24 protein-coding genes are annotated in these 25,567 nt (G+C 70.4%); 7 read left to right on the top strand and 17 right to left on the bottom strand.

Annotated elements, in window-relative coordinates:
• Positions 1 to 313 precede the first annotated feature (313 nt).
• The 3 genes from ACOCEP_RS14985 to wecB all read left to right on the top strand — a co-directional run bounded on the left by ACOCEP_RS14985 (position 314) and on the right by wecB (position 2,547).
• On the top strand, positions 314 to 1,090 hold the full coding sequence (locus ACOCEP_RS14985) for a choice-of-anchor P family protein (protein ID WP_482337830.1): 777 nt from the start codon (positions 314 to 316) through the stop codon (positions 1,088 to 1,090).
• Between the two features lie 21 nt (positions 1,091 to 1,111).
• On the top strand, positions 1,112 to 1,291 hold the full coding sequence (locus ACOCEP_RS14980) for an LPXTG cell wall anchor domain-containing protein (RefSeq protein WP_007031099.1): 180 nt from the start codon (positions 1,112 to 1,114) through the stop codon (positions 1,289 to 1,291).
• Positions 1,292 to 1,395: 104 nt separating this feature from the next.
• Complete coding sequence (wecB, locus tag ACOCEP_RS14975; protein ID WP_482339720.1) at positions 1,396 to 2,547, top strand: non-hydrolyzing UDP-N-acetylglucosamine 2-epimerase; 1,152 nt, start codon at positions 1,396 to 1,398, stop codon at positions 2,545 to 2,547.
• Here wecB and tsaD read toward each other — a convergent pair.
• From tsaD to tsaB, 3 genes are read right to left on the bottom strand one after another with little or no spacing between them, the layout of a single operon-like run.
• Entirely contained in the window at positions 2,544 to 3,590 is a 1,047-nt protein-coding gene (gene tsaD, locus ACOCEP_RS14970; RefSeq protein ID WP_125788863.1) for a tRNA (adenosine(37)-N6)-threonylcarbamoyltransferase complex transferase subunit TsaD, read from the bottom strand. The genes wecB and tsaD overlap by 4 nt on opposite strands.
• On the bottom strand, positions 3,590 to 4,069 hold the full coding sequence (gene rimI, locus ACOCEP_RS14965) for a ribosomal protein S18-alanine N-acetyltransferase (RefSeq protein WP_482337828.1): 480 nt from the start codon (positions 4,067 to 4,069) through the stop codon (positions 3,590 to 3,592). Before rimI ends, tsaD begins: the two co-directional genes overlap by 1 nt.
• On the bottom strand, positions 4,066 to 4,719 hold the full coding sequence (gene tsaB / locus ACOCEP_RS14960; protein WP_482337826.1) for a tRNA (adenosine(37)-N6)-threonylcarbamoyltransferase complex dimerization subunit type 1 TsaB: 654 nt from the start codon (positions 4,717 to 4,719) through the stop codon (positions 4,066 to 4,068). The genes rimI and tsaB overlap by 4 nt, the downstream gene beginning before the upstream one ends.
• Before the next feature lie 401 nt (positions 4,720 to 5,120).
• On the opposite strand from tsaB, the gene ACOCEP_RS14955 reads away from it, so the two are divergent.
• Positions 5,121 to 6,542 carry an acyl-CoA synthetase gene (locus ACOCEP_RS14955; protein ID WP_482337825.1) on the top strand — a complete coding sequence of 474 codons (1,422 nt, stop codon included), beginning with the start codon at positions 5,121 to 5,123 and terminating at the stop codon, positions 6,540 to 6,542.
• Positions 6,539 to 7,879: a carboxyl transferase domain-containing protein gene (locus ACOCEP_RS14950; protein WP_482337823.1), complete on the top strand. Its 1,341-nt coding sequence runs from the start codon at positions 6,539 to 6,541 to the stop codon at positions 7,877 to 7,879. The genes ACOCEP_RS14955 and ACOCEP_RS14950 overlap by 4 nt, the downstream gene beginning before the upstream one ends.
• A gap of 65 nt (positions 7,880 to 7,944) precedes the next feature.
• On the opposite strand, the gene tsaE is transcribed toward ACOCEP_RS14950, so the two are convergent.
• From tsaE to glmS, 8 genes are all read right to left on the bottom strand, one after another.
• Positions 7,945 to 8,409 carry a tRNA (adenosine(37)-N6)-threonylcarbamoyltransferase complex ATPase subunit type 1 TsaE gene (tsaE, locus tag ACOCEP_RS14945; protein WP_482337821.1) on the bottom strand — a complete coding sequence of 155 codons (465 nt, stop codon included), beginning with the start codon at positions 8,407 to 8,409 and terminating at the stop codon, positions 7,945 to 7,947.
• Complete coding sequence (locus tag ACOCEP_RS14940; RefSeq protein ID WP_482337819.1) at positions 8,409 to 9,506, bottom strand: alpha/beta fold hydrolase; 1,098 nt, start codon at positions 9,504 to 9,506, stop codon at positions 8,409 to 8,411. Before ACOCEP_RS14940 ends, tsaE begins: the two co-directional genes overlap by 1 nt.
• Positions 9,503 to 10,633 (bottom strand): alanine racemase, encoded by a 1,131-nt coding sequence (gene alr, locus ACOCEP_RS14935; RefSeq protein WP_482337818.1) that lies wholly within the window; start codon positions 10,631 to 10,633, stop codon positions 9,503 to 9,505. Before alr ends, ACOCEP_RS14940 begins: the two co-directional genes overlap by 4 nt.
• Positions 10,634 to 10,661: 28 nt before the next feature.
• Positions 10,662 to 11,753: an ABC transporter ATP-binding protein gene (locus tag ACOCEP_RS14930; protein ID WP_038519743.1), complete on the bottom strand. Its 1,092-nt coding sequence runs from the start codon at positions 11,751 to 11,753 to the stop codon at positions 10,662 to 10,664.
• Between the two features lie 4 nt (positions 11,754 to 11,757).
• Positions 11,758 to 13,185 (bottom strand): xylulokinase, encoded by a 1,428-nt coding sequence (gene xylB, locus ACOCEP_RS14925; RefSeq protein WP_482337817.1) that lies wholly within the window; start codon positions 13,183 to 13,185, stop codon positions 11,758 to 11,760.
• Entirely contained in the window at positions 13,175 to 13,990 is an 816-nt protein-coding gene (locus ACOCEP_RS14920) for a DeoR/GlpR family DNA-binding transcription regulator (RefSeq protein WP_482337815.1), read from the bottom strand. The genes xylB and ACOCEP_RS14920 overlap by 11 nt, the downstream gene beginning before the upstream one ends.
• Positions 13,991 to 14,256: 266 nt before the next feature.
• Positions 14,257 to 15,696, bottom strand: coding sequence for an NAD(P)H-hydrate dehydratase (locus tag ACOCEP_RS14915; protein ID WP_482337813.1), 1,440 nt, complete (start codon positions 15,694 to 15,696; stop codon positions 14,257 to 14,259).
• Between the two features lie 14 nt (positions 15,697 to 15,710).
• On the bottom strand, positions 15,711 to 17,573 hold the full coding sequence (gene glmS / locus ACOCEP_RS14910; protein ID WP_482337812.1) for a glutamine--fructose-6-phosphate transaminase (isomerizing): 1,863 nt from the start codon (positions 17,571 to 17,573) through the stop codon (positions 15,711 to 15,713).
• A 171-nt stretch (positions 17,574 to 17,744) separates the two neighbouring features.
• On the opposite strand from glmS, the gene ACOCEP_RS14905 reads away from it, so the two are divergent.
• On the top strand, positions 17,745 to 18,569 hold the full coding sequence (locus ACOCEP_RS14905) for a dienelactone hydrolase family protein (protein ID WP_125679983.1): 825 nt from the start codon (positions 17,745 to 17,747) through the stop codon (positions 18,567 to 18,569).
• A 148-nt stretch (positions 18,570 to 18,717) separates the two neighbouring features.
• Here the strand turns inward: ACOCEP_RS14905 and ACOCEP_RS14900 are convergent, their stop codons facing one another.
• The 5 genes from ACOCEP_RS14900 to ACOCEP_RS14880 form a co-directional block, all read right to left on the bottom strand.
• Positions 18,718 to 19,254: a hypothetical protein gene (locus ACOCEP_RS14900; protein WP_482337810.1), complete on the bottom strand. Its 537-nt coding sequence runs from the start codon at positions 19,252 to 19,254 to the stop codon at positions 18,718 to 18,720.
• Between the two features lie 29 nt (positions 19,255 to 19,283).
• Positions 19,284 to 21,677, bottom strand: a complete 2,394-nt coding sequence (locus ACOCEP_RS14895; protein WP_482337809.1) for a hypothetical protein — start codon at positions 21,675 to 21,677, stop codon at positions 19,284 to 19,286.
• Positions 21,677 to 21,991, bottom strand: a complete 315-nt coding sequence (locus ACOCEP_RS14890; protein ID WP_482337808.1) for a hypothetical protein — start codon at positions 21,989 to 21,991, stop codon at positions 21,677 to 21,679. Before ACOCEP_RS14890 ends, ACOCEP_RS14895 begins: the two co-directional genes overlap by 1 nt.
• A 138-nt stretch (positions 21,992 to 22,129) precedes the next feature.
• The gene (locus ACOCEP_RS14885) at positions 22,130 to 22,435 is read right to left on the bottom strand and encodes an acyl carrier protein (protein WP_482337806.1); all 306 of its coding nucleotides are present in this window, start codon (positions 22,433 to 22,435) and stop codon (positions 22,130 to 22,132) included.
• Positions 22,425 to 24,122, bottom strand: coding sequence for a fatty acyl-AMP ligase (locus tag ACOCEP_RS14880; protein ID WP_482337805.1), 1,698 nt, complete (start codon positions 24,120 to 24,122; stop codon positions 22,425 to 22,427). Before ACOCEP_RS14880 ends, ACOCEP_RS14885 begins: the two co-directional genes overlap by 11 nt.
• A gap of 15 nt (positions 24,123 to 24,137) precedes the next feature.
• On the opposite strand from ACOCEP_RS14880, the gene ACOCEP_RS14875 reads away from it, so the two are divergent.
• A complete protein-coding gene (locus ACOCEP_RS14875) occupies positions 24,138 to 25,070 on the top strand; it encodes a cytochrome P450 family protein (RefSeq protein ID WP_482337804.1) in 933 nt (310 codons plus the stop codon).
• A 4-nt stretch (positions 25,071 to 25,074) separates the two neighbouring features.
• Here ACOCEP_RS14875 and ACOCEP_RS14870 read toward each other — a convergent pair whose 3' ends face one another.
• Positions 25,075 to 25,560, bottom strand: a complete 486-nt coding sequence (locus ACOCEP_RS14870; protein WP_482337803.1) for a hypothetical protein — start codon at positions 25,558 to 25,560, stop codon at positions 25,075 to 25,077.
• Positions 25,561 to 25,567 lie beyond the last annotated feature (7 nt).

Here is a 25,567-nt window from a genome sequence, read left to right as displayed (position 1 = left end):
GAGAGTAAGTCAGCGGGAACCGGCCCTTTCGACCGGGGTTCGCATTTCCAACGTGATCATGGGCCCTTTCGGCACGATCGTGGAGAAACTGACTAGGCCGAAAGGGTGAAGCCTTCGGCGACCTGCGGTAAATGTCCGCAAGACCACCTGATCCGGTGATCCTCGCAGTTTTCTGTTCAATTTAAGAAACACTCGGCGATAGACGATCCGCGAGCCGAGTCAGGCCAGCTGAGGATTCGTCCGCGACGGTTGTGCCTTCGTGTCGACCGCAGATCAAGAGAAACTCCCCCACGAAATCAATTCGGAGGACCAGTTGAAGAACACGCACCTCTTGCGACGAGGTGGACTGCTCGCCGCTGTGGTGGCGAGCGTGGCCATCGCCGGCGCGGCGCCCGCCTCGGCGGCCCCCGGCGACGGCTCCGCGTACGGCGTCAAGGTCGATGTGAAGCTCCTCGGCCTCGACGCGGTGAAAGCCGGACCGCTCGCCGAGGCGAAGACCTCCGGGCCGACCACCAACAGCCTCGCGAAGGTCGACCTCACCGGTGTGCTCACCGCGGGCGCGATCAACACCGAAGCCAAGCGCGACGAGAACTCCGGCGCCGTCACCGCCAAGGCCAGCACCGCCGACGTCGGCTTGCCGCTGCTGAAGAGCGCTCTCGGCACGGTCGGCGTGAAGGTCGTCGAAGCCACCTGCACCGCGACCCAGAAGGGTGTGCAGGGTGCGACCAACCTGGTCGGCGCGAACCTCGGCAGCGCGGGGACGGTCGACTCGACGCCCGCGCCGAACACGCAGATCAAGGTCGGCCTCGGCACCGTCAACGTCGCGACGATCATCCTGAACGAGCAGATCAAGAACCAGGACGGCAGCCTCACGGTCAACGCCATCCACGTGAAGCTGCTCGGCGAAGCCCTCACCCCGCTCGGTTCCGGCGACGTGATCGTCTCGTCGGCGACCTGTGGCCCGGCCGGCCTGCCCGTGCCGCTCGCTTCGGGCGCGGGGCTGTGGATCGGTCTCGGCCTGCTCGGTGCCGTCGCCATCCCGGTCGGTATCCGCGTCGTCCGCAACCGGCGTCCGGCGACCACCGCCTGACCTGGGTGAAGTGAGGTCGAAATGTACAAGTTGCCTGGCGCCGGAGTCGGCGTCGCCGGTGGCGGGGTGGGTGCCCTCGCCGCCACCGGGGCCGACGTCGGCTGGTGGCTGGCCGTCGGGGTGATCCTGCTGGTTCTCGGAACCATCGCGGTCATCGCGGGCTACCGCCGCACGAAACGGCTCGGCGAGATGGGGAGCTGACGCTTCCCCGGACGGAACGGCCGCCGGCGTGGGCCCCTCGCGCGCCGGCGGCCATCACCCGCGTTGTGCGGGACACTCGAAACGTGGATGAGGAGCGCGAACGCGTGGATGTGATGTTGCTGGCCGGAACGCGGCCGGAGGCGGTCAAGCTCGCGCCGCTGGCGTTGGCCCTGGCGGAGCACCCGCACCTACGGCCCTTCGTCGTCCACAGCGGACAGCATCAGGGCATGGTCGAACAGGCGCTGATCCCGTTCGGACTGCCGGTCGACGCCTGGCTCGACACCCCGCCCAGGACCACCGGCACCCAGGCGGAACTCGTTTCCGGGCTGCTGCCCGCACTCGACGACGTGCTGCGTCGTGTCGCCCCGGCCGCGGTCGTCGTCCAAGGCGACACGACGACGGGGCTGGCCGGCGCGCTCGCCGCGTTCTGGCAGGGCATCCCGGTCGTGCATCTGGAGGCCGGCCTGCGCACGCACGACCTCGCCGCGCCCTTCCCCGAAGAGGGGACGCGGCAGATGATCTCGCGCATCGCCGCTCTGCATCTCGCGCCGACACCGGCCGCCGCGGCCGCGCTGCGCACGGAAGGTGTTCCGCGCCAACGGATCGCCGTCACCGGCAACACTGTCGTCGACGCCGTGATCGCGATCGCCGAGCGGGATCTCCCGGCGAGGGACACCGCCCTCGCCTTGCTGGAGATGGAAATCGCCGAGGCGGGCGAACGTCTCGTCCTCGTGACGTCGCATCGGCGCGAGTCCTGGGGCGAGCCACTGAGCCGCACGCTCGCGGCCATCGAACTGATCGTCGCGGAGCACAGCGACGTCCAAGTGCTGTTCCCGGTGCATCCCAATCCGGCCGTGCGGGATCAGGTGACGACCGCGCTCGGCGGAACGCCGCGGGTGACGATCACCGAGCCGCTCGAATATCCCGACCTCGTGCGCGCGCTGCGGCTCGCCGAGCTCGTCCTGACCGATTCCGGTGGTATCCAAGAGGAAGCGCCGACCTTCGGCACCCCCGTCCTGGTGCTACGCGACGTCACCGAGCGGCGCGAAGCGATCGAGGCGGGCTGCGCCTGGCTGGTCGGGACGGACACCGGCCTCATCGCGGACACCGCGGCGAAGGTCCTCCGTGGCGACCTTCATCCGACGCACGCCGGAAATCCTTACGGTGACGGCAATGCCGCCGCGCTGTCGGTGGCCGCGCTGGAAGAACTGCTCAATCTCGCTCCGGCGCCACGCACCGTCGCCGAATCCCGTTAGATCGAGACGATCTGCACCGGCAGCGCCGGATTCGCGGAGAAATCGAGCGATGCCCGCGGCCGTCCGGCGGCGACCACGTGGGCGCCGAGCGCGGCGATCATCGCGCCGTTGTCGGTGCACAGCCGCGGCCGAGGAACCCGCAGGGTGATCCCGGCTTCGGCGCAGCGCTCGGCGGCGAGTTCGGACAGTCGCGAATTCGCCGCCACGCCGCCGGAGATCACCAGCGTGTCGACGCCGTGTTCCTTGGCCGCGCGGATCGCCTTCATCGTGAGCACGTCGGCGACGGCCTCCTGGAACGACGCGGCGACGTCGTCCACGGGAATCTCCTCACCGCGGCGTTCGGCGCCTTCGACCCAGCGGGCGACGGCGGTTTTCAGGCCGGAGAAGGAGAAGTCGAACTTGGCGTCGCGCGGCCCGGTCATCCCGCGGGGGAACGCGATGGCCGCGCCGTCGCCGTTCTTGGCGGCCTTGTCGATGGGCGGGCCGCCGGGGTACGGCAGGCCGAGCACGCGGGCGACCTTGTCGTAGGCCTCGCCCGCCGCGTCGTCCACAGTGGACCCGAGCTCGGTGATCTCGGACGCGATGTCGTCCACCAGAAGCAATTGCGTGTGCCCGCCCGACACGAGCAGGGCGAGACAGCGGTCGGGCAGCGGGCCGTGCTGGAGCGTGTCGACGGCGATGTGCCCGGCGAGGTGATTGACGCCGTAGAGCGGGATGTCGAGCGCGGCGGCGTACGCCTTGGCCGCGGCGACGCCGACCAGCAGCGCGCCCGCGAGACCGGGGCCCGCGGTGACCGCGATCGCGTCCACATCGGACAGTTTCAGCCCGGCCTTGTCGAAGGCGCGCTCGACCGTCGGGACCATCGCCTCCAGGTGCGCGCGGCTGGCGACCTCGGGGACGACGCCACCGAAGCGAGCATGCTGGTCGACGCTGGAGGCGACCTCGTCGGCGAGGAGTTCGACCGTGTCGTCGTCGTGCAGGCGGACGAGGCCGACACCGGTCTCGTCGCACGAACTCTCGATGCCCATGATGATGCGCGGCATCAGCCCGCCACCTCGTCTCGGACCTGGGCCCGCGGGCGGGCCATCGTGTAGGCGTCGGCGCCGGAAGGCTGGTAGTAACGCTTCCGGAGGCCGACGCGTTCGAAACCGTGCCGCTCGTAGAGCGTGATCGCCGCGTCGTTGTCGGTGCGGACTTCGAGGAAGACCGGCGCGGCGAGTTCGTCCGCGCGATCGAGGAGCGCCTTCAAGAGCGTGGTGCCGATGCCCCTGCGCTGGTGGCCGGGGTCGACGCCGATCGTGTGGATGCTCGCCTCGTAGTCGCCGCGGCGGCCGACGACGGCGAGCCCGGCGTACCCGATGACCTCGTCGCTCTCATCCGGACGGGCGACCAGGTAGTAGCCGCCGCCGTCGAGTTCGGCGTGGAAGGCGTAGGCGGTCCAGGGTGAATCGCCGGGGAAGAGGATCTTCTCTATCTCGACACAGCGGGGAATGTCCTTGCGGCGTAAGGGTTCCAGCCTCACGGCGTGGTCACCTTCTTGCGCGCGGCCGGTTCGACGGCGTCGGGGCGGCGAAGGTAGAGCGGGGTGAGCGGGGCGGGCTCTGCGCCGAAGTCGGCTGCCTTGACCAACCCGAGAGGCGACGGGAAGCGCGGCTCGATCGGCTGGACGCCGAGGGTGTCCGCGTAGAGGAGGGCGCCGTCGCCCGCGGCGACCTTGATGGTGGTCTGGAGGTCCGCGGGCCGCTCGACGTGAGGGCCGTCGGTGCGGGAGCCGTCGGCGGCGTACGCGGCCCAGTAGACCTCGCGGCGCCTCGCGTCGGTGAGGACGAGGAAGGGCGCTTCGCCGGGGGCGACGTCGGCGGCGATGGCGTCGAGACTGCAGACCGGGTGGGCGGGGATGCCGAGGGCGTGGGCGAGCGACGCGGCGGTGGCCATGCCGGCGCGAAGGCCGGTGAAGGGGCCGGGGCCGACGCCGCAGACGATGGCGTCGAGGTCGCGAAGGGTAACGCCCGCGGCCTCGACGGCTTCGAGGGCGTGGGGCGTGATCAGCTCGCCGTGGGCGCGCGGGTCGACCGTGACACGGTCGCCGCGTGACTCGAGGACGTCGCCGTCCAGGGCGACGAGGCCCGCGGTGACCGCCGGGGTCGAGGTGTCGATGGCCAGTACCAGCACGGTTACCCAGCCTACGACCAGCGCCCCGGATCACGATTAGGGGGCTAAACGCAGGTCGGGTGACGTGGCCGCTCCCCTGCGCCGGATCGCGTTTAGCCCGCTAAACGCGACGCGCACCGGCCCTGCCGCCGGACCCCACACCCCCGCCCACCGGATCGCGATTAGGGGGCGAAACGCGATCTGGATCCCCGCCCACCGGATCGCAGTTAGCCCGCTAAAGGCGAGCCGGCGGGTCCTCGCCTTCCGGACCCACAGATCGCGATTAGGGGGCTAAACGCAGGTCGGCGGAGGGGTGTGAAGCAGGTCGCAGGGTGTGGGCGGCTTGCGCGGGTACGGTTCCGAAAGCGGGGTTCCTTGGCTCCAAGCGCCCCGGCCGGCGGAGTCGAGCAGGAGGTCACACGGTGCCCGATCGGATGTTCCCCACGCTGGCGAGCGGCTCGGCCAAGGAGGCGCTCCGCTTCGGCGACACCTCCCTCACCTACGACGACGTGGCGGCCATCGCCGGCACACTCGCCCGCGACCTGCCGGACGGCCGCGTCGCCGTCTGGGCGACGCCCACAGTGCACACCAGCGTCGCCATCGTCGCCGCCCTGATCGCCGGCGTCCCCGCCATCCCGCTCAACCCGAAGATCGGCGAGCGCGAGCTCGCGCACATCCTCACCGACAGCGAGCCCGTCCTGGTTCTCGCCGAACCGGGCGCCGACCTGCCCGCAGGGCTCAGCGGCCTGCCGCGCCGCGGCATCGTTCTCGAAGGCACATCGGTCGATCTCCCTGCGGAACCGGACGCCGAAGCCCCGGCGCTGATCGTCTACACCTCCGGCACCACCGGCCCGCCCAAGGGCGTCGTCCTCCCCCGGCGCGCCATTTCGACCACCCTCGACGCGCTCGAGGACGCCTGGGAATGGACCGCCGACGACGTCCTGGTCCACGGACTCCCGCTGTTCCACGTGCACGGCCTGATCCTCGGCATTCTCGGCCCGCTCCGGCGCGGCGGCTCGGTCCGGCATCTCGGTCGCTTCTCCACCGAAGGCGTCGCACGCGAACTCGCCTCCGGAGCGACGATGATGTTCGGCGTCCCGACCATGTACCACCGCATCGCGGGCGAAGTCGGTGAAGACTCGTCGCTCGCCGAAGCGCTCAGCAGCGCCCGGCTGCTCGTCTCCGGGTCGGCCGCACTGCCCGTCCACGACCACCAGCGCATCACCGCGGCGACCGGCCGGCGCGTGATCGAGCGCTACGGAATGACCGAAACCCTCATGAACACCAGCATCCGCGCCGACGGCGAGCACGTCCCCGGCACCGTCGGCGTCCCGCTGCGCGACGTCGATCTTCGGCTGGTCGACGAAGCGGGCGAGCCCGTCGAGGAGATCGAGACCGTTGGCGAGATCCAGGTCCGCGGGCCGAACCTGTTCACCGAGTACCTGAACCGCCCCGACGCCACGGAAGCCGCCTTCGACGACGGCTGGTTCCGGACCGGCGACATGGCGACCCGCGACGCGGCCGGGTACGTGAAAATCGTCGGCCGGAAGGCGACGGATCTGATCAAGAGCGGCGGCTACAAGATCGGCGCGGGCGAGATCGAGAACGCGCTGATGGAGCATCCCGGCGTCGCTGAGGTGGCGGTGACCGGCGAGCCCGACGACGACCTCGGCGAGCGCATCGTGGCCTGGGTGGTGCCCGATGGAGAACGCCCGGCGGAGTCGGAACTCGCCGACCACGTCTCACGCCTGTTGTCGCCGCACAAACGGCCTCGGGTGGTCCGCTACCTGGAGGCGTTGCCACGCAACGACATGGGCAAGGTCATGAAGCGGGCACTCGGATGAGCAGGCCGTCGGCGCGGTCTGTCATCAAGGAGATCGCGACCGGTTTCGAGGATCTGGCCGTTCCGCGTTCCGAAGAACCGGACGACGGTCCGATCGGCTGGCCGGGCTACCGCTCGGCCCGTGAGGCCGCCGAAGAGCGGACCGGTGAAGACGAGTCCGTGCTCTGCGGGACCGCCAGGATCGGTGACGTCGAGGCGGTCGTGATCGCCTTCGAGTTCGGGTTCCTGGGCGGGTCGATCGGTCAGCGGACCGGTGACCGCGTCGAAGCGGCCTTCGCGCGGGCGGTCGCATCCGGGTTGCCGGTGGTGTCGCTGATCGCGACCGGCGGCAGCCGCATGCAGCACGGGATGCGGGCGCTTTCGCAGCTGCAGCGCATCGCGCGGGCGGCGGCCGGAGCCCGGTCGGTGCCGCAGGTCTCGGTGCTGCGCGATCCGACGACGGGCGGCGGCTGGGCGACCCTCGGCGCGAGCGCGGACGTCGTTCTCGCGCTGCCCGGGGCGCAGGTCGGCTTCGCCGGTTCCCGGGTGCGGCCTGCCGGCGCTTCTCCAGATGCGTACACGGCCGAAGCGAAGCTCGCGTGGGGCCAGGTCGACCAGATCGTGGCGTCAGCCGACTTACCTGCGGCGTTGGAACGATGGCTGCGGCTTCTGACTTCGCCGACGCTGGAGGCCGCGGCGCCGCCTGGCGCGCTCGGAGCGACGGACTTGCCCGAAAGCGGATGGGACGCGGTCCAAGCCGCGCGCTCTGCCGAGCGGCCTCGGGCAGCGGAGTATCTCGATGCGTACTTCGACTGGCGTGAGGAGGTCTCGGGCGACAGGTGCGGCGGAGTCGACTCCGGTGTCCTGTGCGGCTTCGGCTGGCGCAGCGGCCGAGCGATCGCGTACGCGGCCCAGTGCGGTACGCCGACGTCGCCCGCTGGATTTCGGACGGCGGCGCGTCTCGTGCGGCTCGCGTCGAGGCTCGGAATTCCGGTCCTCACCCTCGTCGACACTCCCGGAGCGGCGAACGACGAGGCGGCCGAGCGGGCCGGGGCGGGCGGGGCGATCGCGGAGTTGTTCGAGGTGGTCGCGAGCGCGGTCGTGCCGATCACGACGCTGGTGATCGGGGAAGGCGGCTCCGGGGGCGCGCTCGCGTTCGCGGCGCCGGGGTCGACGTGGGTGACCCCCAACGCGTACTTCTCGGTGACCTCGCCGGAAGCGGCCGCGGCGATCCTCAAGCTGCCCGCCGACGAAGTCCCCGCCCTCGCGGACCGACTGCGGCTGCGCCCCCAAGACCTGGTCGACCTGGGAATCGCGCGCTCCGTCGTCGGCCCCGCCGACCTGCGTTTAGCCCCCTAATCGCGATCCGGTGCCCGCAGATCGCGATTAGGGGGCTAAACGCAGGTCGCGCCCGCGGATCGCGATTAGCCCGCTAAACGCAGGTCGGGCGTGCGGGACGTCCAGGTGCCGTGTGGCTCCAGGGTGACCAGGCGGACATCGTCTTCCCTGCGCTCCAGGCGCACGACGAGGTAGTCGTCCGACAGCCGTTCGGCGGTGCCCTCGCCCCACTCGACGACCAGGGCCGACCGCTCCAGTTCGGTGTCGAGGTCCAGGTCGTCCAGCTGCGAGAGATCCCCACCGAGCCGGTACGCGTCGACGTGCACCAGCGCGACCCCGGAAGCCCCAGCCGGATGCACCCGCGCCAGCACAAACGTCGGCGAGCTGACCCGCCCGCCGACCCCGAGACCGTCCGCGATCCCGCGGGTCAGCGTCGTCTTGCCCGCCCCGAGCGGCCCGGCGAGCAGCACCAGATCGCCCGCGCGCAGCGAACGTCCGAGCTCACGCCCGAAATCCATGGTCGATTCGGGAGTCGGGAAAGCGAAATTCATCAGCGTTGCCACCACCAGGTCCGCCGTTCGGAAGTCTCACCATCGGTGCCGGTGCACCGTTGCACCAAGTCGATCAGGTGGCTGTTCACCAGTTCGGGTTGTTCCAGCTGCACCATGTGCCCCGCGCCGCGGACGCGCACCAGCTCCGCGTCGGGCAGCTCCGCCGCGATCCGCTCGGCGTGTGCGATCGGCGTGAACCGGTCGGAATCCCCGCCGACGACCAGCACGTGCGCGTGCTTCAACCCGGCGAGCGCGGCGTACCGGTTGTGGCTGCCGAGCGTGTCGACGAAGTTCACCAGCCCGCGCACCGGCGTGACTTCGAGCATTTCCAGCATGAAGTCGACAAGTCGAGGAGACACGTCACGGCTGCCGAAGGCCAGCCGGCGCACTGCCTGCCGGGTCAGCTGCCCTCCTGCCGCGCGCACGAACTCGACGAGCCCAGGCTGCCATCCGGCCAGCCCGCCGACGCCCCGCGTGAGCGGGTTGTACTTCGAGAGCAGTGATCTCGGAAGCCCCCGAGCGCCGACTTCGCCCGCCGCGGTCGCGATGAACGCGACGCCGCAGACCCGGTCGTCGAACAGTTCGGGATGCTCCGCGGCGAGCTCCATGATCACCATGCCGCCCATCGAGTGCCCCATGAGCACGATGGGCCCCTCCGGCACCACCGAGCGCAGGACCATGTCGAGGTCGCGCGCCAGCTGCTCGATGGTGCTGGTCTCGGCGGTCGCGGCGCCGGATTGCCCGTGCCCGCGATGGTCGAAGTACACCTGACGCACCCGCGGCAGCTTCAGCGACGCGAGGTCTCGCCGCTGAAAATGCCAGCAGCGCTTCGACAACGCGAAACCGTGCACACCGACGACGGTCAGCTCCGGTTCTCCCCCATCGGCCGGATCGATCTCCTCGACCGCGAGCGGCGTGCCGTCCTCCGCCGCCACTGTCGAGGTCCTATCCGGTGCGAGGTCCCCCAACGGCTCGTCCACGAACGGATCCTCACTCTGCCGCCGCTGCTGTGCGGCGACGGCGATCGCCGCGGCGGTGCCGGTGGCCACCGCCCCGACGCCGCCGACGATGGCCAGCAGTCTCCGTGAAGGTGTCACGAGCCTGCCTCCAGATACGTGCGGTGGACGCGCGGCCGGTACATCGAAGTCACGATCTCGTAGTCGATCGTCCCCAGTTTGTCGGCCCATTCCCGCGCCGTGGGCCCGTCCTTGCCGAACAGGATCACCTCGCTGCCGATGGACGGCTCGGCGTCTCCGCAGTCGACGATGAGCTGGTCCATGCAGACGCGACCGACGACCGGCCGACGCTTTCCGGCGAGGAGGACGTCCATCCGCCCGGACAGCGACCGCGGCACGCCGTCCGCGTAGCCGACCGGGACCAGGGCGAGGGTCGTGTCGCGCTCGGCCGTCCAGCTGTGGCCATACGAAACCGATTCGCCGGACGGGATCCGCTTCGTGAGCACGACGGAAGACTTGAAGGTCATCGCCGGGCGCAAGTCGTCTTCGGTGGGCACCGGGTTCAGCCCGTAGATCGCGATCCCGGGGCGCACGAGGTCGAAGTGCAGGTCGGGCCTGGTCAGCACGGCGGCGGAGTTCGCGATATGCCGCATCGGGTTCAGGCCGGCGGCGCGCGCGATGTCGTAGGCCTCGTCGAACCGCTTCGCTTGCGCGTCGATGGAGGGGTGGCCCGGCTCGTCGGCGCAGGCGAGGTGCGACCAGATCGCGACGACCTCGACGAGCGGCTTCGCGGCCGCCGCGGCCTTGACGAGGGCCGGCCATTCCGCAGGTGGGCAGCCATTTCGACTGAGCCCGGTGTCGATCTTGAGGTGAACCCTGCAGATCGCGTTTAGCCCGCTAATGTCGCGTGCCCGGCGCGCGCCGTCGGCCACCCGGGCAAGCTCGTCCAGGGAGCTCACGGCGACGTCGATGTCTTCCGCGACAGCGGGCGCGAAGTCGGTTTCAGGAGTGTCGAGCCAGCTGAAGAGCCGGACCCCGATCCCGGCCCGGCGCAGCGCGAGCGCCTCGCCGAGGGAACAGGTGCCCAGCCAAGTGGCGCCGCCCTCGACGGCGGCCCGGGCGACCTCGATGGCGCCATGCCCGTAGCCGTCGGCCTTGACCACGGCCATCGTCTGGGCCGAGGGGGCGCGGGAAGCGAGCAGGGCGACGTTGTGCCGGATGGCGGACAGGTCGATGACGACCTCGGCACGCGGGAAACTGGCGGTCATAACGACCACCAGTTTCCCACGAACCGGCTCAGGACAGGCGCGCCCCGTCGGTGGCGGAGAACACGTGCAGCTCGTCGGGACGGATCCGCAGGTGCAGGGTGTCGCCCATGGCCGGCGGTGTGCGCGGGTCCACACGGGTGACGACGTTCGACTTCGCGCCCTCGGCGTCGGTCTCGGCCAGCTTGCCGTAGACGTACGCGTCCGAGCCGAGCTCCTCGACGAGGTCGACCTTGATCGGCAAGGTGCCGTCTTCGCTGGTGGTCACCTCGAGCGACTCGGGGCGGAAGCCGAGGGTGACCGTGTCGCCGTCGGCCTTGGCGAGGATTTCGCGGGTCAGCGGCACCCGGGCGCCACCCAGCTCAGCGCCGTCTTCGGTGAGCTTCGCGGTGACGAGGTTCATCGCGGGCGAGCCGATGAATCCGGCGACGAAAGCGTTTGCGGGCTTGTCGTACAGGGCGCGCGGGGTGTCGCACTGCTGCAGGAGACCGTCCGAGAGGACGGCGACCCGGTCGCCCATCGTCATGGCCTCGACCTGGTCGTGCGTGACGTACACGGTGGTGACGCCGAGGCGGCGCTGCAGCGCGGCGATCTGCGTACGGGTGGAGACACGCAGCTTCGCGTCGAGGTTCGACAGCGGCTCGTCCATGAGGAAGACCTGCGGCTCACGCACGATGGCGCGGCCCATCGCGACACGCTGGCGCTGACCACCGGAGAGCGCCTTCGGCTTGCGGTCGAGGTACTGCTCGATGTCGAGCAGCTTGGCCGCGTCGAGCACCTTCTGCTTGATCTCCGAGGCCGGGCGGCCCGCGATCTTCAGCGCGAAGCCCATGTTCTGGCCCACGGTCATGTGCGGGTACAGCGCGTAGTTCTGGAACACCATCGCGATGTCGCGGGCACGCGGCGGCAGCTGCGTGACGTCGCGGTCGCCGATCCACACGGCGCCTTCGTCGATGTCCTCGAGGCCGGCGAGCATCCGCAGGCTGGTGGACTTGCCACAGCCGGAAGGACCGACCAGCACGAGGAACTCGCCGTCGGCGATCTCGAGGTCGAGTGCGTCCACGGCGGGCCGCTCGGAGCCCGCGTAGCGCCGGGTCGCCTTGTCGTAGGTGATCGTGGCCATCGGTTCAGTCCTCTTTCGGTTTCGCGGAAATGCCGTGCCCGAGTTCGCGGGCTTCGAGATGCCGCTGCTGGATCCGGTGCCCTTCGGCGCGGTCCGCTTCGGTCGGCTCGAGTGGGGTGTAGCCGTGCTGTTCCTGCCAGCGGGGAGGTTCCGTGCTGGAAGCGAGGGCCCAGGCCGCCTGCCGCGCGGCACCGACCGCGACGTACTCGGCGACTTCGGGGATGACGACGGGCACACCGAACACGATCGGCGCGACCGCGCGGACGGCGGCCGACTGCGCGCCACCGCCGATCAGGAGGACACGACCGACTTCGAGCCCCTGCTCTCGCAGGGCGTCGAGACCGGCGGCGAGGCCGCACAGCATGCCTTCGACGGCGGCACGGGCGAGGTTTTCGGGCGTCATGTTCGCGCGGGTCAGGCCGAAGAGCGTGCCGTTGGCGTCCGGGAGGTTCGGAGTCCGCTCACCGTCGAGGTACGGCAGGAAGGTGAGGCCGCCGGAACCGGGTGTGGCGGCGAGCGCCAGCTTGTCGAACTCGGCGAGCTCGACGCCGAGCATCGCGGACGTGGCCGTGAGCACGCGGGCCGCGTTGAGCGTGCAGGCCAGCGGGAGGAAGCGGCCGGTGGCGTCGGCGAATCCCGCGACGATGCCGGAGGGGTCGGCGCTCGCCGTCTCGGAGACGCCGAACACGGTGCCGCTGGTGCCGAGCGAGACGACGACGTCGCCGGGGACGAGTTCGAGACCGAGGGCGGCGGCCATGTTGTCGCCGGTTCCGGCCGAGACCAGGATCCCGTCCGCGGTGTGGCCCGCGGCTTCGGCGGGGCCGATGACCTTGGGCAGTTCAGGCGTGCGGCCGCCGAAGGCGTGTGCGAGGAGGTCTTGGCGGTATTCGCCGGTGGCGGGCGAGAAGTATCCGGTGCCGGAGGCGTCGCCGCGATCGGTGACCGGCTCGGCGCCGTCACCCAGCAGCCGCCAGGTCAGCCAGTCGTGCGGGAGCAGCACACGGGCGACGCGATCGGCCAGCTCCGGCTCGTTCTCCGCCATCCAGCGCAGCTTCGTGACGGTGAAGCTGGCGACCGGCAGCGAACCGACGGACTTCGCCCAGTTCTCGGCACCGAGCTCGGCGCCGAGGTCTTCGGCCGCCTTCGCGGACCGGGTGTCGTTCCACAGCAACGCGGGCCGGACGACCTCGCCGTCTTCGTCGAGGGTGACCATGCCGTGCTGCTGACCACCGATGCCGATGGCGCCGACGCCGTCGAGGAGGCCGTCCGTGGCCTCGCGGAACGCGTCCCACCACGCGGCCGGGGCGACCTCGGTGCCATCGGGATGCGAGGCGCGGCCGGTGCGGACGATCTCGCCGGTGGTCGCGTCGCAGACGACGACCTTCGTCGACTGGGTCGACGAATCGATTCCGGCGACGAGATCAGAACTCATATTCCGGGCCCTCCGGTGCGCATTCGACCTGCTCGATGGCGGTTCCCGCGGTCAGCGCCGCCTCGATCTCCTCGGTCGGCGCCTCTTCGTCGGTGATCAGGAGGTCGTAGTCGCCGATGTCGCCGTACGCGTAGGTGGCGGTGCGGCCGAACTTGGAGTTGTCGACGACCAGGACGTTGCGATCGGCGGTGCGCAGGGCGGCCTTCTTGAGCTCGGCGTAATCCTGGACCGGGTGGAACAGGCGGCCGACCGCGACCGCGGCGACCGAGACGAACGCGATGTCGGCGTGCGTGCGGTCGAGGAACCCGACGACGTCCGGGCCGGCGCACGAGTCGAACTCGTGGTGGTAGCGCCCGCCGGCCACGACGACCTCGACGCTCTTGGCGGGCCCGAGGATGCGGGCGGCTTCGAGCGAGTTGGTGATGACGGTGAGGTCCTCGACCTGGGCGAGGCGGCGGACGAGCGGGAAGAGCGTCGTCGAGTCGTCGACGAAGACCGTCTGTCCGGAGTGGACGTGCGCTGCGGCGGCGTCGCCCAGGGCGTCCTTCGTGGCCTGGTTGAAGGTGTCGCGGAAGCGGGCGGCCGACTCCATGGTCGTCGCGGGATAGGCCTCGACCTTGCCGCGGAGTTTGCGGAGGAGACGGCGGTCGGCGAGGTCGTCGAGGTCGCGGTGCATCGTCATCAGGCTGACGCCGAAGCGGGTGGTGAGGTCGTCGATGCGGACCTCGCCGGTGGCGATGACGTGGTCGAGGATCTCCTGGCGCCGGTGCTCGACGGCGGCGTCCGAAGGCCTGGTCTTAGACATGGGCGACACCGTTCACGACCCGGACCATCGCGGTCTCGGCGGGGTGGGTGTCGGCGCTCACACCTGCTTCTTACCAGATTATTCGCCCGGAGTTAACACGTAACTCGATAACTCCCGCATTTTTTCCCACCCCCGCCGCCTGCCCCGCCGACCTGCGTTTAGCCCCCTAACTGCGCTCTGATGGCGCCCGCCCGCAGAACCCGGGCATCTGAGGGCGCCCGACGGCAGAGCGCAGTTAGGGGGCTAAACGCAGGTCGTGGCCCTGGTCAGGAGGTCAGGGAACGGACGGACCGGAGGGCATCGGGGATCGCGCCGAGGATGCCGGAGGCCGAGGTCGGGGCGCCGTCGGCGGCGAGCGAGCCGGCGAGCGAGTGGACGTGCGAGGCCGCGCCGGCCGCCAGCCATGGATCGAGCCCCGAAGCGAGCAACGCGCCGAGCAGACCGGACAGCACGTCCCCCGAACCGGCCGTCGCGAGCCACGAGCCCCGCGGCGTGTTCACCAGCGCGCGCCCGTCCGGCGCCGCGACCACCGTGCAGTGCCCCTTCAGCAGCACGACGGCGTCGTACTTCTTCGCGGCCGAACGCGCCGCCGCGACCCGGTCCGCCCCCGGCGGCGAACCCATCAGCCGCTCGAACTCCCCCGCGTGCGGAGTCAGCACGAGCGGCGTGTCCGGATCGCGCGCGTCGAGCACGTCGGGCGACCGCGCGACGATCGTCGTCGCGTCGGCGTCCGCGCACACCGGCACGCCGCGGCCGAGCACGAACCGCAGCACGTCCCGTCCCTCGCCCCCGGTGCCGATCCCCGGCCCGACGACCCACGCCTGCACCCGGCCCGCGTCGGTCACCGAACCCGTCGCGATGACCTCGGGCCAGTGCCCGCGCACGACATCCGCGGCATGACCGGCGTACCGCACGAGCCCGGACGTCGCCAGCACCGCCGCACCGGCCGCGAGCACGGCCGCCCCCGGATACGTCGCCGACCCGGCGGCCACTCCCACCACGCCCTGGCTGTACTTGTCGTCGTCCGGCCCGGGCACCGGCCAAACCGCGGCGACGTCCGCCGTATCGAGCCGCCGCAGATCGGGCTCGCTGAGCCGCAGTCCGATGTCCACCAGGGAAACCTCGCCACACGACGCGGGCGCCAGCACGTGCACCGGCTTGAGCGCGCCAAAGGTGACCGTCCGGTCGGCCACGACCGCCGGACCGTCGACGGCGCCGGTGTCCGGATCCACCCCGCTCGGCAGATCGACGGCCAGCACCGGCGAACTCACGTGCTCCAGCAACGCGGCGGCGTCCGGCCGCAACGGCCCGCGCGCCGAGATCCCGACGATCCCATCGACGACCAGGTCGGCCCGCTGAATCCACTGTGGACCGTCCTCAAGGGACACGACCTTGCCACCGGATCGCTTCAAGGCGGCCAAACCAGGGCCGTGCGCGCGTTCGGGCTTCAGCAGGATGGCGGAGACGGCCACATTGCGGCGACGCAGGAACGCGCCGGCCCACAGGGCGTCACCACCGTTGTTCCCCGACCCGACGAGCAGCGTCACCCGCCGCCCGGACACCGAACCCGTGTGCTCGGCCAGCATCTCGGCGGCGTGCACCGCGAGCCCGAAAGCCGCGCGCCGCATGAGCTCGCCGTCAGGGGTGACGGCGAGCAACCGGTCCTCCGCCGCGCGAATCCTTTCCGTGGTCCAGATTCCCTGCACGACGCCTCCGGTCTCTACTCGACGGTGACCGACTTCGCCAGGTTACGCGGCTTGTCGACGTCGTACCCGCGCGTGCGGGCGATCTCGGCGGCCAGCACCTGCAGCGGCACCGTGGAGACCAGCGGCTGCAGCAGGGTCGGGACGGCCGGGATCTCGATCAGTTCGTCGGCGAACGGGCGGACGGTCTCGTCGCCCTCCTCGGCGATCACGATCGTGCGGGCGCCGCGCGCCTGGATCTCGCTGATGTTCGACACCAGCTTCGAGTGCAGCACAGCGCGGCCCTTGGGCGACGGCATCACCACGACGACGGGCAGGCCTTCTTCGATCAGCGCGATCGGGCCGTGCTTGAGCTCGCCGGCGGCGAAACCCTCGGCGTGCATGTACGCCAGTTCTTTGAGCTTCAGCGCGCCTTCGAGGGCGACCGGGAAGCCGACGTGGCGACCGAGGAACAACACTGCCTTCGAGTCGGCGATCCGGCGGCCGAGGTCGCGGACCTGGTCCACAGTGGACAGGACCTTCTGCACCGCGGCGGGCATCGCTTCGAGTTCGGCGAACTCGCGGGCGACCTCGTCCGGGTACTTGGTGCCGCGGGCCTGCGCGAGCGCCAGACCGACCAGGTAGTTGGCCGCGATCTGCGCGAGGAACGCCTTCGTCGAGGCGACACCGATCTCCGGACCGGCGTGCGTGTAGAGCACGGCGTCGGACTCGCGCGGGATCTGCGCGCCGTTGGTGTTGCAGACGGCCAGGACGCGGGCCTTCTGCTCGCGCGCGTGACGGACGGCTTCGAGGGTGTCCGCGGTCTCGCCCGACTGGGAGACGGCGACGACCAGCGTCGCGCGGTCCAGCACCGGGTCGCGGTAGCGGAACTCGCTGGCGAGCTCGACCTCGACCGGGAGGCGGCACCAGTGCTCGATGGCGTACTTGGCGACGAGGCCAGAGTGGTATGCGGAACCACAGGCGACGACGAAGACCTTGTCGACGTCGCGCAGGTCCTGGTCGGAGATGCGCTGCTCGTCCAGGATGATCCGGCCGCCGTCGAAGTGGCCGCGCAGCGTGTTCGCCAGCGCCTCCGGCTGCTCCTCGATCTCCTTGAGCATGAAGTACTCGTGGCCGCCCTTTTCCGCGGCCGAGAGGTCCCAGTCGACGGTGAACGGCTTGGCCTGGGCGGCGTCGCCGTGGAAGTCGGTGACCTCGTAGCCATCGCGGGTGATCACGACGAGCTGGTCCTGGCCGAGCTCGACCGCCTCGCGGGTGTGCTCGATGAACGCGGCGACGTCGGAAGCGACGAAGTGCTCCCCCTCGCCGACGCCGACGACCAGCGGCGACGAACGGCGGGCGGCGACGACGGTGTCCGGCTGGTCGGCAATGGTCACGACCAGGGTGAACGCGCCCTCGAGACGACGGCAGACCGCGGCGACGCTGGCCGCGAAGTCGCCCTTCGTGTCGCCCTCGGTGTACGCACGGGAGATCAGGTGCGCGGCGGTCTCGGAGTCGGTGTCGCTCGCCATCTCGACGCCTTCGGCCTCGAGCTCGGCGCGCAGGGCGGCGAAGTTCTCGATGATGCCGTTGTGCACGACGGCGACACGCTGGGAGGCGTCGCGGTGCGGGTGCGAGTTGCGGTCGACCGGGGCGCCGTGGGTGGCCCAGCGGGTGTGGCCCATCCCCGCGGTGCCGGTGAAGGCGTCCCTGCCGACGCTGTCGAGCTGGGTCTCCAGGTTGGCCAGGCGGCCCGCCTTGCGCTCGACGTTCAGCGCGCCGGCGCCGTCGAGAACGGCGACGCCCGCCGAGTCATAGCCGCGGTACTCCATCCTGCGCAGGCCGCCGATGACGACGTCCAGGGCCGGGCGGTGTCCGACGTATCCCACGATTCCACACACGGCCACCAGCCTAACGACGGAAATTCGGCCCCTTCGCCCGGGCGCCCGCACCTGCGTTCAGCGGGCTAAACGCGACGCTTAGGCACGCTAAGCAGCACGGTTGGCCCGCGAAAGGCGAACGCCGGGGCGGCGCGCGGGCCGGACGGGGGCGCGGGCAGTAAGGTCACGAGCATGGCCAGCAAGCCCAAGCAGCTGCTCGCGGAGCTGTCCCACCCAGGTCCGCACGAGGTTCTGCGCGGCAACCTCGCCCTGGTCGGACTGCCCGGCGTCGTGTTCACCCCCCGTTCGGGACTCGGTCTGCCCGCGATCGCGTTCGGGCACGGCTGGTTGCAACCGACCGGGAGCTACCGCCACCTGCTCCGGCACCTCGCGAGCTGGGGCATCGTCGCGGCCGCCCCGGCCACCCAGCGCGGTCCGCTGCCTTCGCACCGGCTGCTGGCCGGTGACCTGCTCACCACGCTCGACTTGATCACGACGGTCCGCCTGGGACCGGACGGCATCAGCGTCGACCCGGCGAAACTCGGCCTGGCCGGACACTCGACCGGCGGCGGCTCGGCAGTGCTCGCCGCGGCGCAGGCCGCCGAGAACGACGAGCGGCCCGAGATCCGCGCGGTCGCGACCATCACCCCGGCCCAGACGCTGCCGCCGGCAACGGTGTCGGCCCGCTCGGTGACCGCGCCCGGCCTGCACCTCGCGGCGGGCGAAGACCTGGTCGCGCCGCCCGTCGGGCATGCCGAGGCCATCGCGGACGCGTGGGGCGGGCCGGTGCAGCTTCGGACGCTCGGGAAGTCTTCGCACCTCGGTGTCACCGAAGGCAGGCACTGGAGCCAGCTGCTGCTGCACGGGAAGCCGCATCGCGGGACCCAGCAGCTGACGCGGGCGCTGTTCACCGCGTTCTTCCTCACCCACCTGACGGGCACGACGAAGTACCAGCCCCTGCTGGACGCCGACGTCAAACGCGCCCCCATCGAGCTGCAGGACGAACCCGCCGCCTGACGCCCGGATCGCGTTTAGCCCGCGAAACGCGACACGCCCCCCGGCCCGACCCCGGATCGCGATTAGCCCGCGAAACGCGATCCGGCGCCAGAGGGCAAAAGAAAGGGCCCGGCTCTGGCGAGCCGGGCCCTGAAGTGCGTGAAGCCGGTCAGTCGACCATCCACGAGTTGTTCGAGAAATCGTCGTCGTCGAACCCCTTGTCGTCACGGGCGTGACGACCGCGGCGACGCGCGGGCGTGCCAGGCGCTTCGGGCGCCGCGGCACTGGCGGCGGGCGTCGGCGCCGCAGGCGGGACGTCCACGGTCGCCGGCATTCCGGGCACGCCCGGCGCGACCGGGAGCGGCGGCGGAGGCGGCGCCGGCCGCGACGCGTCAGGCCGCGCACCGAACTCGGCGAACCGGGCGTCCGGCTTTTCGTCGTCCTCGATGTCGAAGCCGATCGTGTGGCTGCGGTCGGCGGTCGTCTTGCCGGTCAGCCAGCCCCCCGCCTCCTTGCTCCGCTTCCCCAGCTCCTGCATGTGCGCGGCGTACTTGTCATGGATGGCGGCATCCTTCTGCATGGTCTCCACCGCCTGGGCCTTGGCGTCGGCGAGATGCCGCTCCCGCAGCCCGCGCTGCTCCAACTGCTCCGTGATGGCGGCGTCCTGCCTGGACATGGCGGCCGCCAGCCGGTCAACAGCGCTCATCGGTCCTCCCTCGTTCCCCGGTCAGGCGATCATCGCTCGTAGCTGATCGAACGGTCGCCTTCGTCATCGAGCGAGCCGCTGATCCGGCCGCCCGCGCCACTGGTCTCGAAAATGCCACCCTCGACGCGGTACTGGCTCGACCCGCGCTGCGTGTCACCCCCGCCACCGCCGGCCGCGCCGCCCATGGCGCCCATTCCACCCATCATGCCGCCCATTCCGGCGGGCGAGCTCGCGGCAGCGGCGTTCGCGGGCGCCGGGTCCATCCCGCCGGGAGCCATCCCGAGGCCGCCCTCGGCCCCGGCCGGCTGTGCGCCGCCGCCGGACTGCATGCCCGCTTCGAGCGAGCCTGCTTCGTTCAGCGACCCTGACGAACCACCGTCGAGGGGGCTGCCGATCGCGCCTTCGAAGCTACCGCCGCCCCCGGCGGTCGGAACGGTGCCATCGCCGCTGGAACCCGACGCGCCGCCCGCGGTGGCTTCCGCCCCCGCGGACACCGAAGCGGTCCCTTCGGCACCGACGCCGACCTCGACTCCACCGGGAGCGCTGAAGCCACTGCCGCCGCCACCACCGGGCGCCATCCCGGCCTCGGCCGGGGCGGGCATCGTGCGGATCTCGTCGGGTTTGCCGGGCTGCGGGTTGCCGGGGTTCCGGTCGTCGAGGCCGTTCTTGAGGTCGTCGGTCTCGAGGGTGTCGCCAGGCTTGAGCTCCTTCTTCTCACCCTTTTCGTCGAGGGTGTACGTGGTCGGCTCACCCTTGCCGTCGTCGACGGTCACCACGGTCGGACCGTTCGGGCCGTCCGGCTGCTCGGCGGTGATCTTGAGGTTGCCGTCCTGGATGTGGATCTTGCCGTCCGGGCCGGGCCGGTAGACGCCGTCGGGGCCGGGCTCTCCCTCCTTGACCGTGCCCTTCGGACCGAACTCGCCGTCCTTGCCCTCTTCGCCGGGCTTGCCGTCCTTGCCTTCTTCGCCCTTCGGGTCGTCGAAGTCGAGCTTGTAGTCCTTCTCGTTGCCCTTGCCGTCGTCGACCTTGATGTCCATTTTGCCGTCTTTATCCGGCTCGGTCATCTCGATCTTGTTGTCGCCCTTTTGGACGGTCATGGTGTCCTGACCGTCGATACCGTCCTTGATCGCCTCGCCCGTCGCCGGGTCGATCGGGTACGGCTTGCCTGTCTCGGGGTCCAGCTCGAGCGGCTTGCCGGTGACCGGGTTCATGCCCTCGGCGGGCTTGTCCTCCGGCTTCGGCGTTTCGGGGACCGAAGCGGCGGGCGGGGTGCTGGCGCCGCCGCCGCTCCCGCTTCCACCGCCGCTTCCGCTTCCGCTTCCACCACCGGAACCCCCACCAGTGTCACCACCGCCGCCCTTGTCCTTGCCCTTGCCGTCGTCGATGGGCGGCTTCTCGGACCCCGGCGCGGGGAACGGGTTCGTGTAGTCCTCCATGAACCGCGAAAGCTCGTGGTACTGCGTGTTGATCGTCTCGGTCGCGTTCTTGCAGAGCTTCTTGAAGTTCTCGAAACGCTCACCGAACTCGGTGGCGAACGAGCCCTTCAGCCACTGCTTCGCGGCCCCGATCGCGTAGTCCTTGTTCTCGTCGTTCAGATCGCAGTCGTCGTGACGCAGCCGTTCGGCGAGGTTGTTGCCCGGACACGCGGAATCGAGCCAGTACGCGACGTCCATGAGCTTTTCTTTGGAATCGACCTTGCCGTTCGCGATCTCGACGACCTGCTTCGCGATGTACAACGGCGCCGTGGCGACCTTGTCGACTCGGAGCTTCAGCGTTTCGTCGACCTTCAGCTTGAGCGCGCTGTAGATCTTGTCGATGGTCGACGGCACCAGCTTGATGGCGCCGTCCATCTGCGCGATGAGCTCTTTCGCGTCGGGCTGGATCCGCTGCTCGTACTTGACCTTCGCGGCTGTCGCGCCCTCGCCCTTCCAGTCGTGGAAGAGTGTGGTCAGCGCCGTCGTCGCGTCCTTCTGGGTCTGCTCGACAGCCTTCTTCGCGTCGGCGAGATCTTCGACCTCGTCGAACATCTTCTGGAAGTTGATCTCACGGTTCTCGTGGAACCGGTCCCAGATGTCGGTCTTGTAGCTGATTTCGCCCGACTTCTCCGGCATCTTGTTCCAGACCTGCTCGGCCCAGTCGGAGAAGAAGTCCAGTGCCGGCTTTCCGAGGTCGAGCACCTGGTCGGATTTGGTGGTCGCACCTCCGGCGGCCGGCCGGGACATGGAGTCGAGGTCCTTGTCGGCCTGCTTCGTTTCGGCCGCCTGCTTCTTGTCCCCCGCGGCGTTCGAGTCGCGTTCGGCGACGGCCTTCTTGTAGGCCTCTTCCTTGTCGGTGAACGGGTTCAGCAAGGCGTCTTTGGTGCCTTGCGTGATGTAGGGGTCGTTCAGGATCTCCGCGACCTGGGCGGGCGTCGGTTTACTCATTACTGCGCTCCCGCCTTGTTGGCAGCCGCGGCGTTCGCCTGGTCGGATGAGGTGTAGCGGGTCGACGCGGTGCTGACCCCGCCGGCGAGCTGGGTGAGCTGGCCCGCGTACCCCTTCATCGCGTCGGAAATGGCGAGAATCCCGGTGGCGTAGCCCTTTTGGTAGTCCTTGTGGACCCGGCCGAAGTTCTCGGGCCCGACCTGGGTCGGCCCTACCTTCCCCGCCTCGGACGTCGTGTTCTCGGCCGCACGCTCCAACGACGTCGACGCCGTGAGCATCGCCTCTGAATCGGCTTTGTAGCCCCCGTCCGGCATGACCGGTGCCCCCTTCGTCCCGCTGTATCCGCCTCGTTGTCCTACCTACGACGCACGCCGGCGGCATCAGGTGCCGTCGCATATGCACACAGAATGTACCCACCGGTCATCCGGACCGCAGGGACATTCACACCTTTGCTAACTCAAACGATTTCGGCGCAAGAAGCCTGGTAGACCGCGTTTTCGCGGTTTCGCGCCCGCTTCGACGGCCTCGGCGAGCACGGTGGCCGCGCCGCGGATGTCGACCAGGCGATCCAGCTCGTCGAGGTCGAGGTCGACTCCGAACTCCACCTCGACCGTCGCCAGGAGCCGGACGCGGCGCCGGGAATCGACGCCCATCTCGGCGAAGGGCGTGTTCTCGTCGATGGTGTCCGGGTCGACGTCGAAGGTTTCGCAGACGAGAGCCTTGATCTCGTCGACGTACTCGCTCCCGTCAGCTGCCATGGGGGAATTCTGTCCCATCCGCGGTCCAGTACCGCGTTCTGGCCGCGGAACGCGCGACCTTGCCGCTGGAGGTCCGTGGCAGACCGCCGGGTTTGACCAGGAAGAAAGCACGAAGCCGCACGTCGTGCCGCTCGGCGACGGCGCGGGTGGCGGCTCGCGCGATCTCGGCTTCGTCGAAGTCCGGGGCCTTCCGGGCGCGTTCGGCGACCACGACGACACCTTCACCCTCGTCGCCGTCGACCGAGAACGCGGCGACTCGCTCGGGTCCGAGAAGCGGGTGCGCGGCGGCGACCGTCTCCTCGATGTCGTGGGGGCTGTGATTGCGGCCGTCGATGATGATCAGGTCCTTGATGCGCCCGGTCACCGACAGCCTGCCGTCGCGGATCATGCCCAGATCGCCGGTGCGGAGCCAGCCGCCTTCCCCGTCGAGTTCGGCGCCGAACACCTCGGCGGTCAGCTCCGGACGGCGCCAATACCCGGCGGCCACGTTGGGCCCCTTGACCCAGATCTCGCCCACGTCGACTTTAGCGGGCAAAACGCGATCCGGCGGAGGCACGACGCGGACCCGCTGTCCCCTGGGCCAGCCGATCTCGACGATTTCCCGGCCGTCCGCTTCGGTCACCACGGGTCCGCCGGAATCGCCGCTGGCGACGTAGACGGTGGCCTCGGCCAGACCGTAGGACGGCCGGAACGCCCCCCTCGGGAAGCCGTGGGGTTCGTAGGCGGCGAGGAACTCCCGGACGGTCGCCGCCCGGACCGGTTCACTGCCGCTGAGCGCGATCGACACCGTCGAGAGGTCGTACTCGGCGCGCTTCGCCTCGGGCACGGCCTCGGTCACCAGGTCGTACGCGAAATTCGGGGCCGCGGTGAGCGTGTTCGGATACGACGACATCAGCAGCAGCCAGCGCTCCGGGCGCCGGATGAACTCGAGCGGCGCGATGAACACCGTCCGGCCGCCGGAGTGCATCGTCCCGGCGATCAGCTGCGCCAGGCCCATGTCGTGGAAGAACGGGATCCAGCCGACACAGGTGGTGCGCTCGTCCACGTCGTAGGCGTCGCAGATCTGCCAGCAGGCGGCCGACAACGCGCGATGCGTGATGATCACGCCGGCGGGCGATCGTGTCGTACCGGAGGTGTACTGCAGGTAGGCGGGGTCTTCGGGGGAGACCGGCGACGGCGGCGACTGGTCGGCCGGGTCCAGCGGCAGGGTGTCCACGGCGATGATCTCGCGGGGCGATGGCACCGGCTCCGCCTCGGCGAACTCCGTCAACCGCTCGACCAGTGCGTCCGACGTGAGCCAGATGTCGGCGTCGCAGTCGTTGAGGACCCCGACGAGCCGCTCGCGGTGAGCGCGCACGTCCGGAGCGGACAGTGGCACCGCGACAGCCCCGGCGTACAGGGCGCCGAAGAAAGCGACGACGTAAGAGAGGTCTTGCCGCGCCGTGATCGCGACGCGGTCTCCCGGCTGGATCACCTCGCGCAGCTTCGCCGCGACAGCGCGAACGTGCAGGAGCAGGTCGGCCCAGGTCAACGTGTCCTCGACGGGTTCGTGCCGGTTCGAGCAGTCGAGGTGCGTGTACGCCGGGCGATCGGCGTCGGCGCGTTCGAGCAGGCGGAGCACGAGCGGGGTCCGCAGAACTTCTTCGGGCACTTCTGAGCGCACTGGCACATCCTCCGGCCGCGGCATGGGCATCATACGAACGTGGACGACTTCTTCGTGCTGGACGATCCGGCGGACCGCGTCAAGGCCCTGCGCGACCGCGAGCTCAGCTCGAACCCGGGCGGCGCCGCGGCCGAGACGCCGAATCTCCTGTTGATGGACGGCGCGGACCACCGGCGGCTCCGCGCGGTCGTCAAGGAGGTCATCGCCCTCGTGGAGCCCCTGCCGAACGCCCTGCTCACAGACCTGCGCGTGACGATTAGCCCGCTAAAGTCGAGTGCGCGCTTCGACCTGGTGGCCGACTTCGCCAGGCCGGTGGCGGCCAGGGTGACGGAGGCGGTGCTGGGCACGGAAGAGCCACTCGGCGAGAAGCTGCTGACGAACCTTTCGGAGACCGCCGCGAATCTGGACGTCTGGTCGGGCGGGCCCGCCGGGGCCGACACCGCCGCGCTCAGGGTCGCGATGTTCTTCCTCAAGGCGACGGCCGTCGAAGGCGGCGGGCTGGCGCTGCTCCGCGAAGCGCACGAAGCAGGCCGGATCACCGAGGACGAGCTGATGATCACGCCGGTGATGCTCGCCCACGCGGCGTACGAGAACTCCATGAACTTCCTCGCCCTCGCCGGTCTCGAACTCCTACGCCGCCCCAACGCCGTCGACGACGTACGCGGCCTGATCCACGAGATCGCCCCGACACGCTTCGCCGCTCGCCGCGTGACCACGCCGTTCTCCTTGGCGGGCACGGACTTCACGACCGGGGACAAACTGGCCATCCCGCTGGGCCCCGACGCAGAGCTCGCCTTCGGCCTCGGCCGGCACACCTGCCCCGGCTCGCGCATCGCGGTCGCCGAGGGCGAATTCGCGCTTCGCGCCCTTGCCGAGATCCTGACTCCCGACCACGTCGCCGAGGACGTGCGGTACAAGACGCACGCCGTCTTCCACGGCGTCGAGCGGGCGGTCGTGGCGCTGCGAACGTGACCGCTCAGGTCGCCAGCCAGTCGGTGTTGGCGAAATCGTCGTCATCGCCCCGCGCGGCGGCCGCCCGCCGATGCCGCCCGGCCGGACGCTCCTCCGGCACAGGCGCCGGAGACGGCGGGGGCCGCGGCGGCGCGGGAACGGACGGAGCAGGCGGCCGGTACGCGATCGGCGGTTCCTCGGCCGTCCGGTACCCGGCGCGGCGCTCGTTCTCGGCCTCGTCCTCCTCGAACCCGAAGTCGCCGTCGTCCTCGACCTTCTCGGAGAGCGTCGACTCGGTCTCCCAGCCGCCCGCGGCCTCCGCGCGCCGCTTCTGCTCGCTTCGGGCCGCGAGCGCCGCGCCCGTTTCCTGCTTGAGCTGGTCGCCCGCCGCCTTGGTCTCGTCGATCGCCTTGGCCGCCCGGTTGTCGACCAGATACATCCGGTCGCCGTTCTCGCGCTCCAACCCGGCCAGCTTGTGCCGGAGCCTGGCGAGGTCTTCCTCAGGATTCACTGATCCT

Source organism: Amycolatopsis sp. CA-211722, assembly GCF_056828465.1.
Note: the sequence above shows the minus strand (reverse complement) of the source record. Positions and strands in the feature narration are given on the sequence as shown.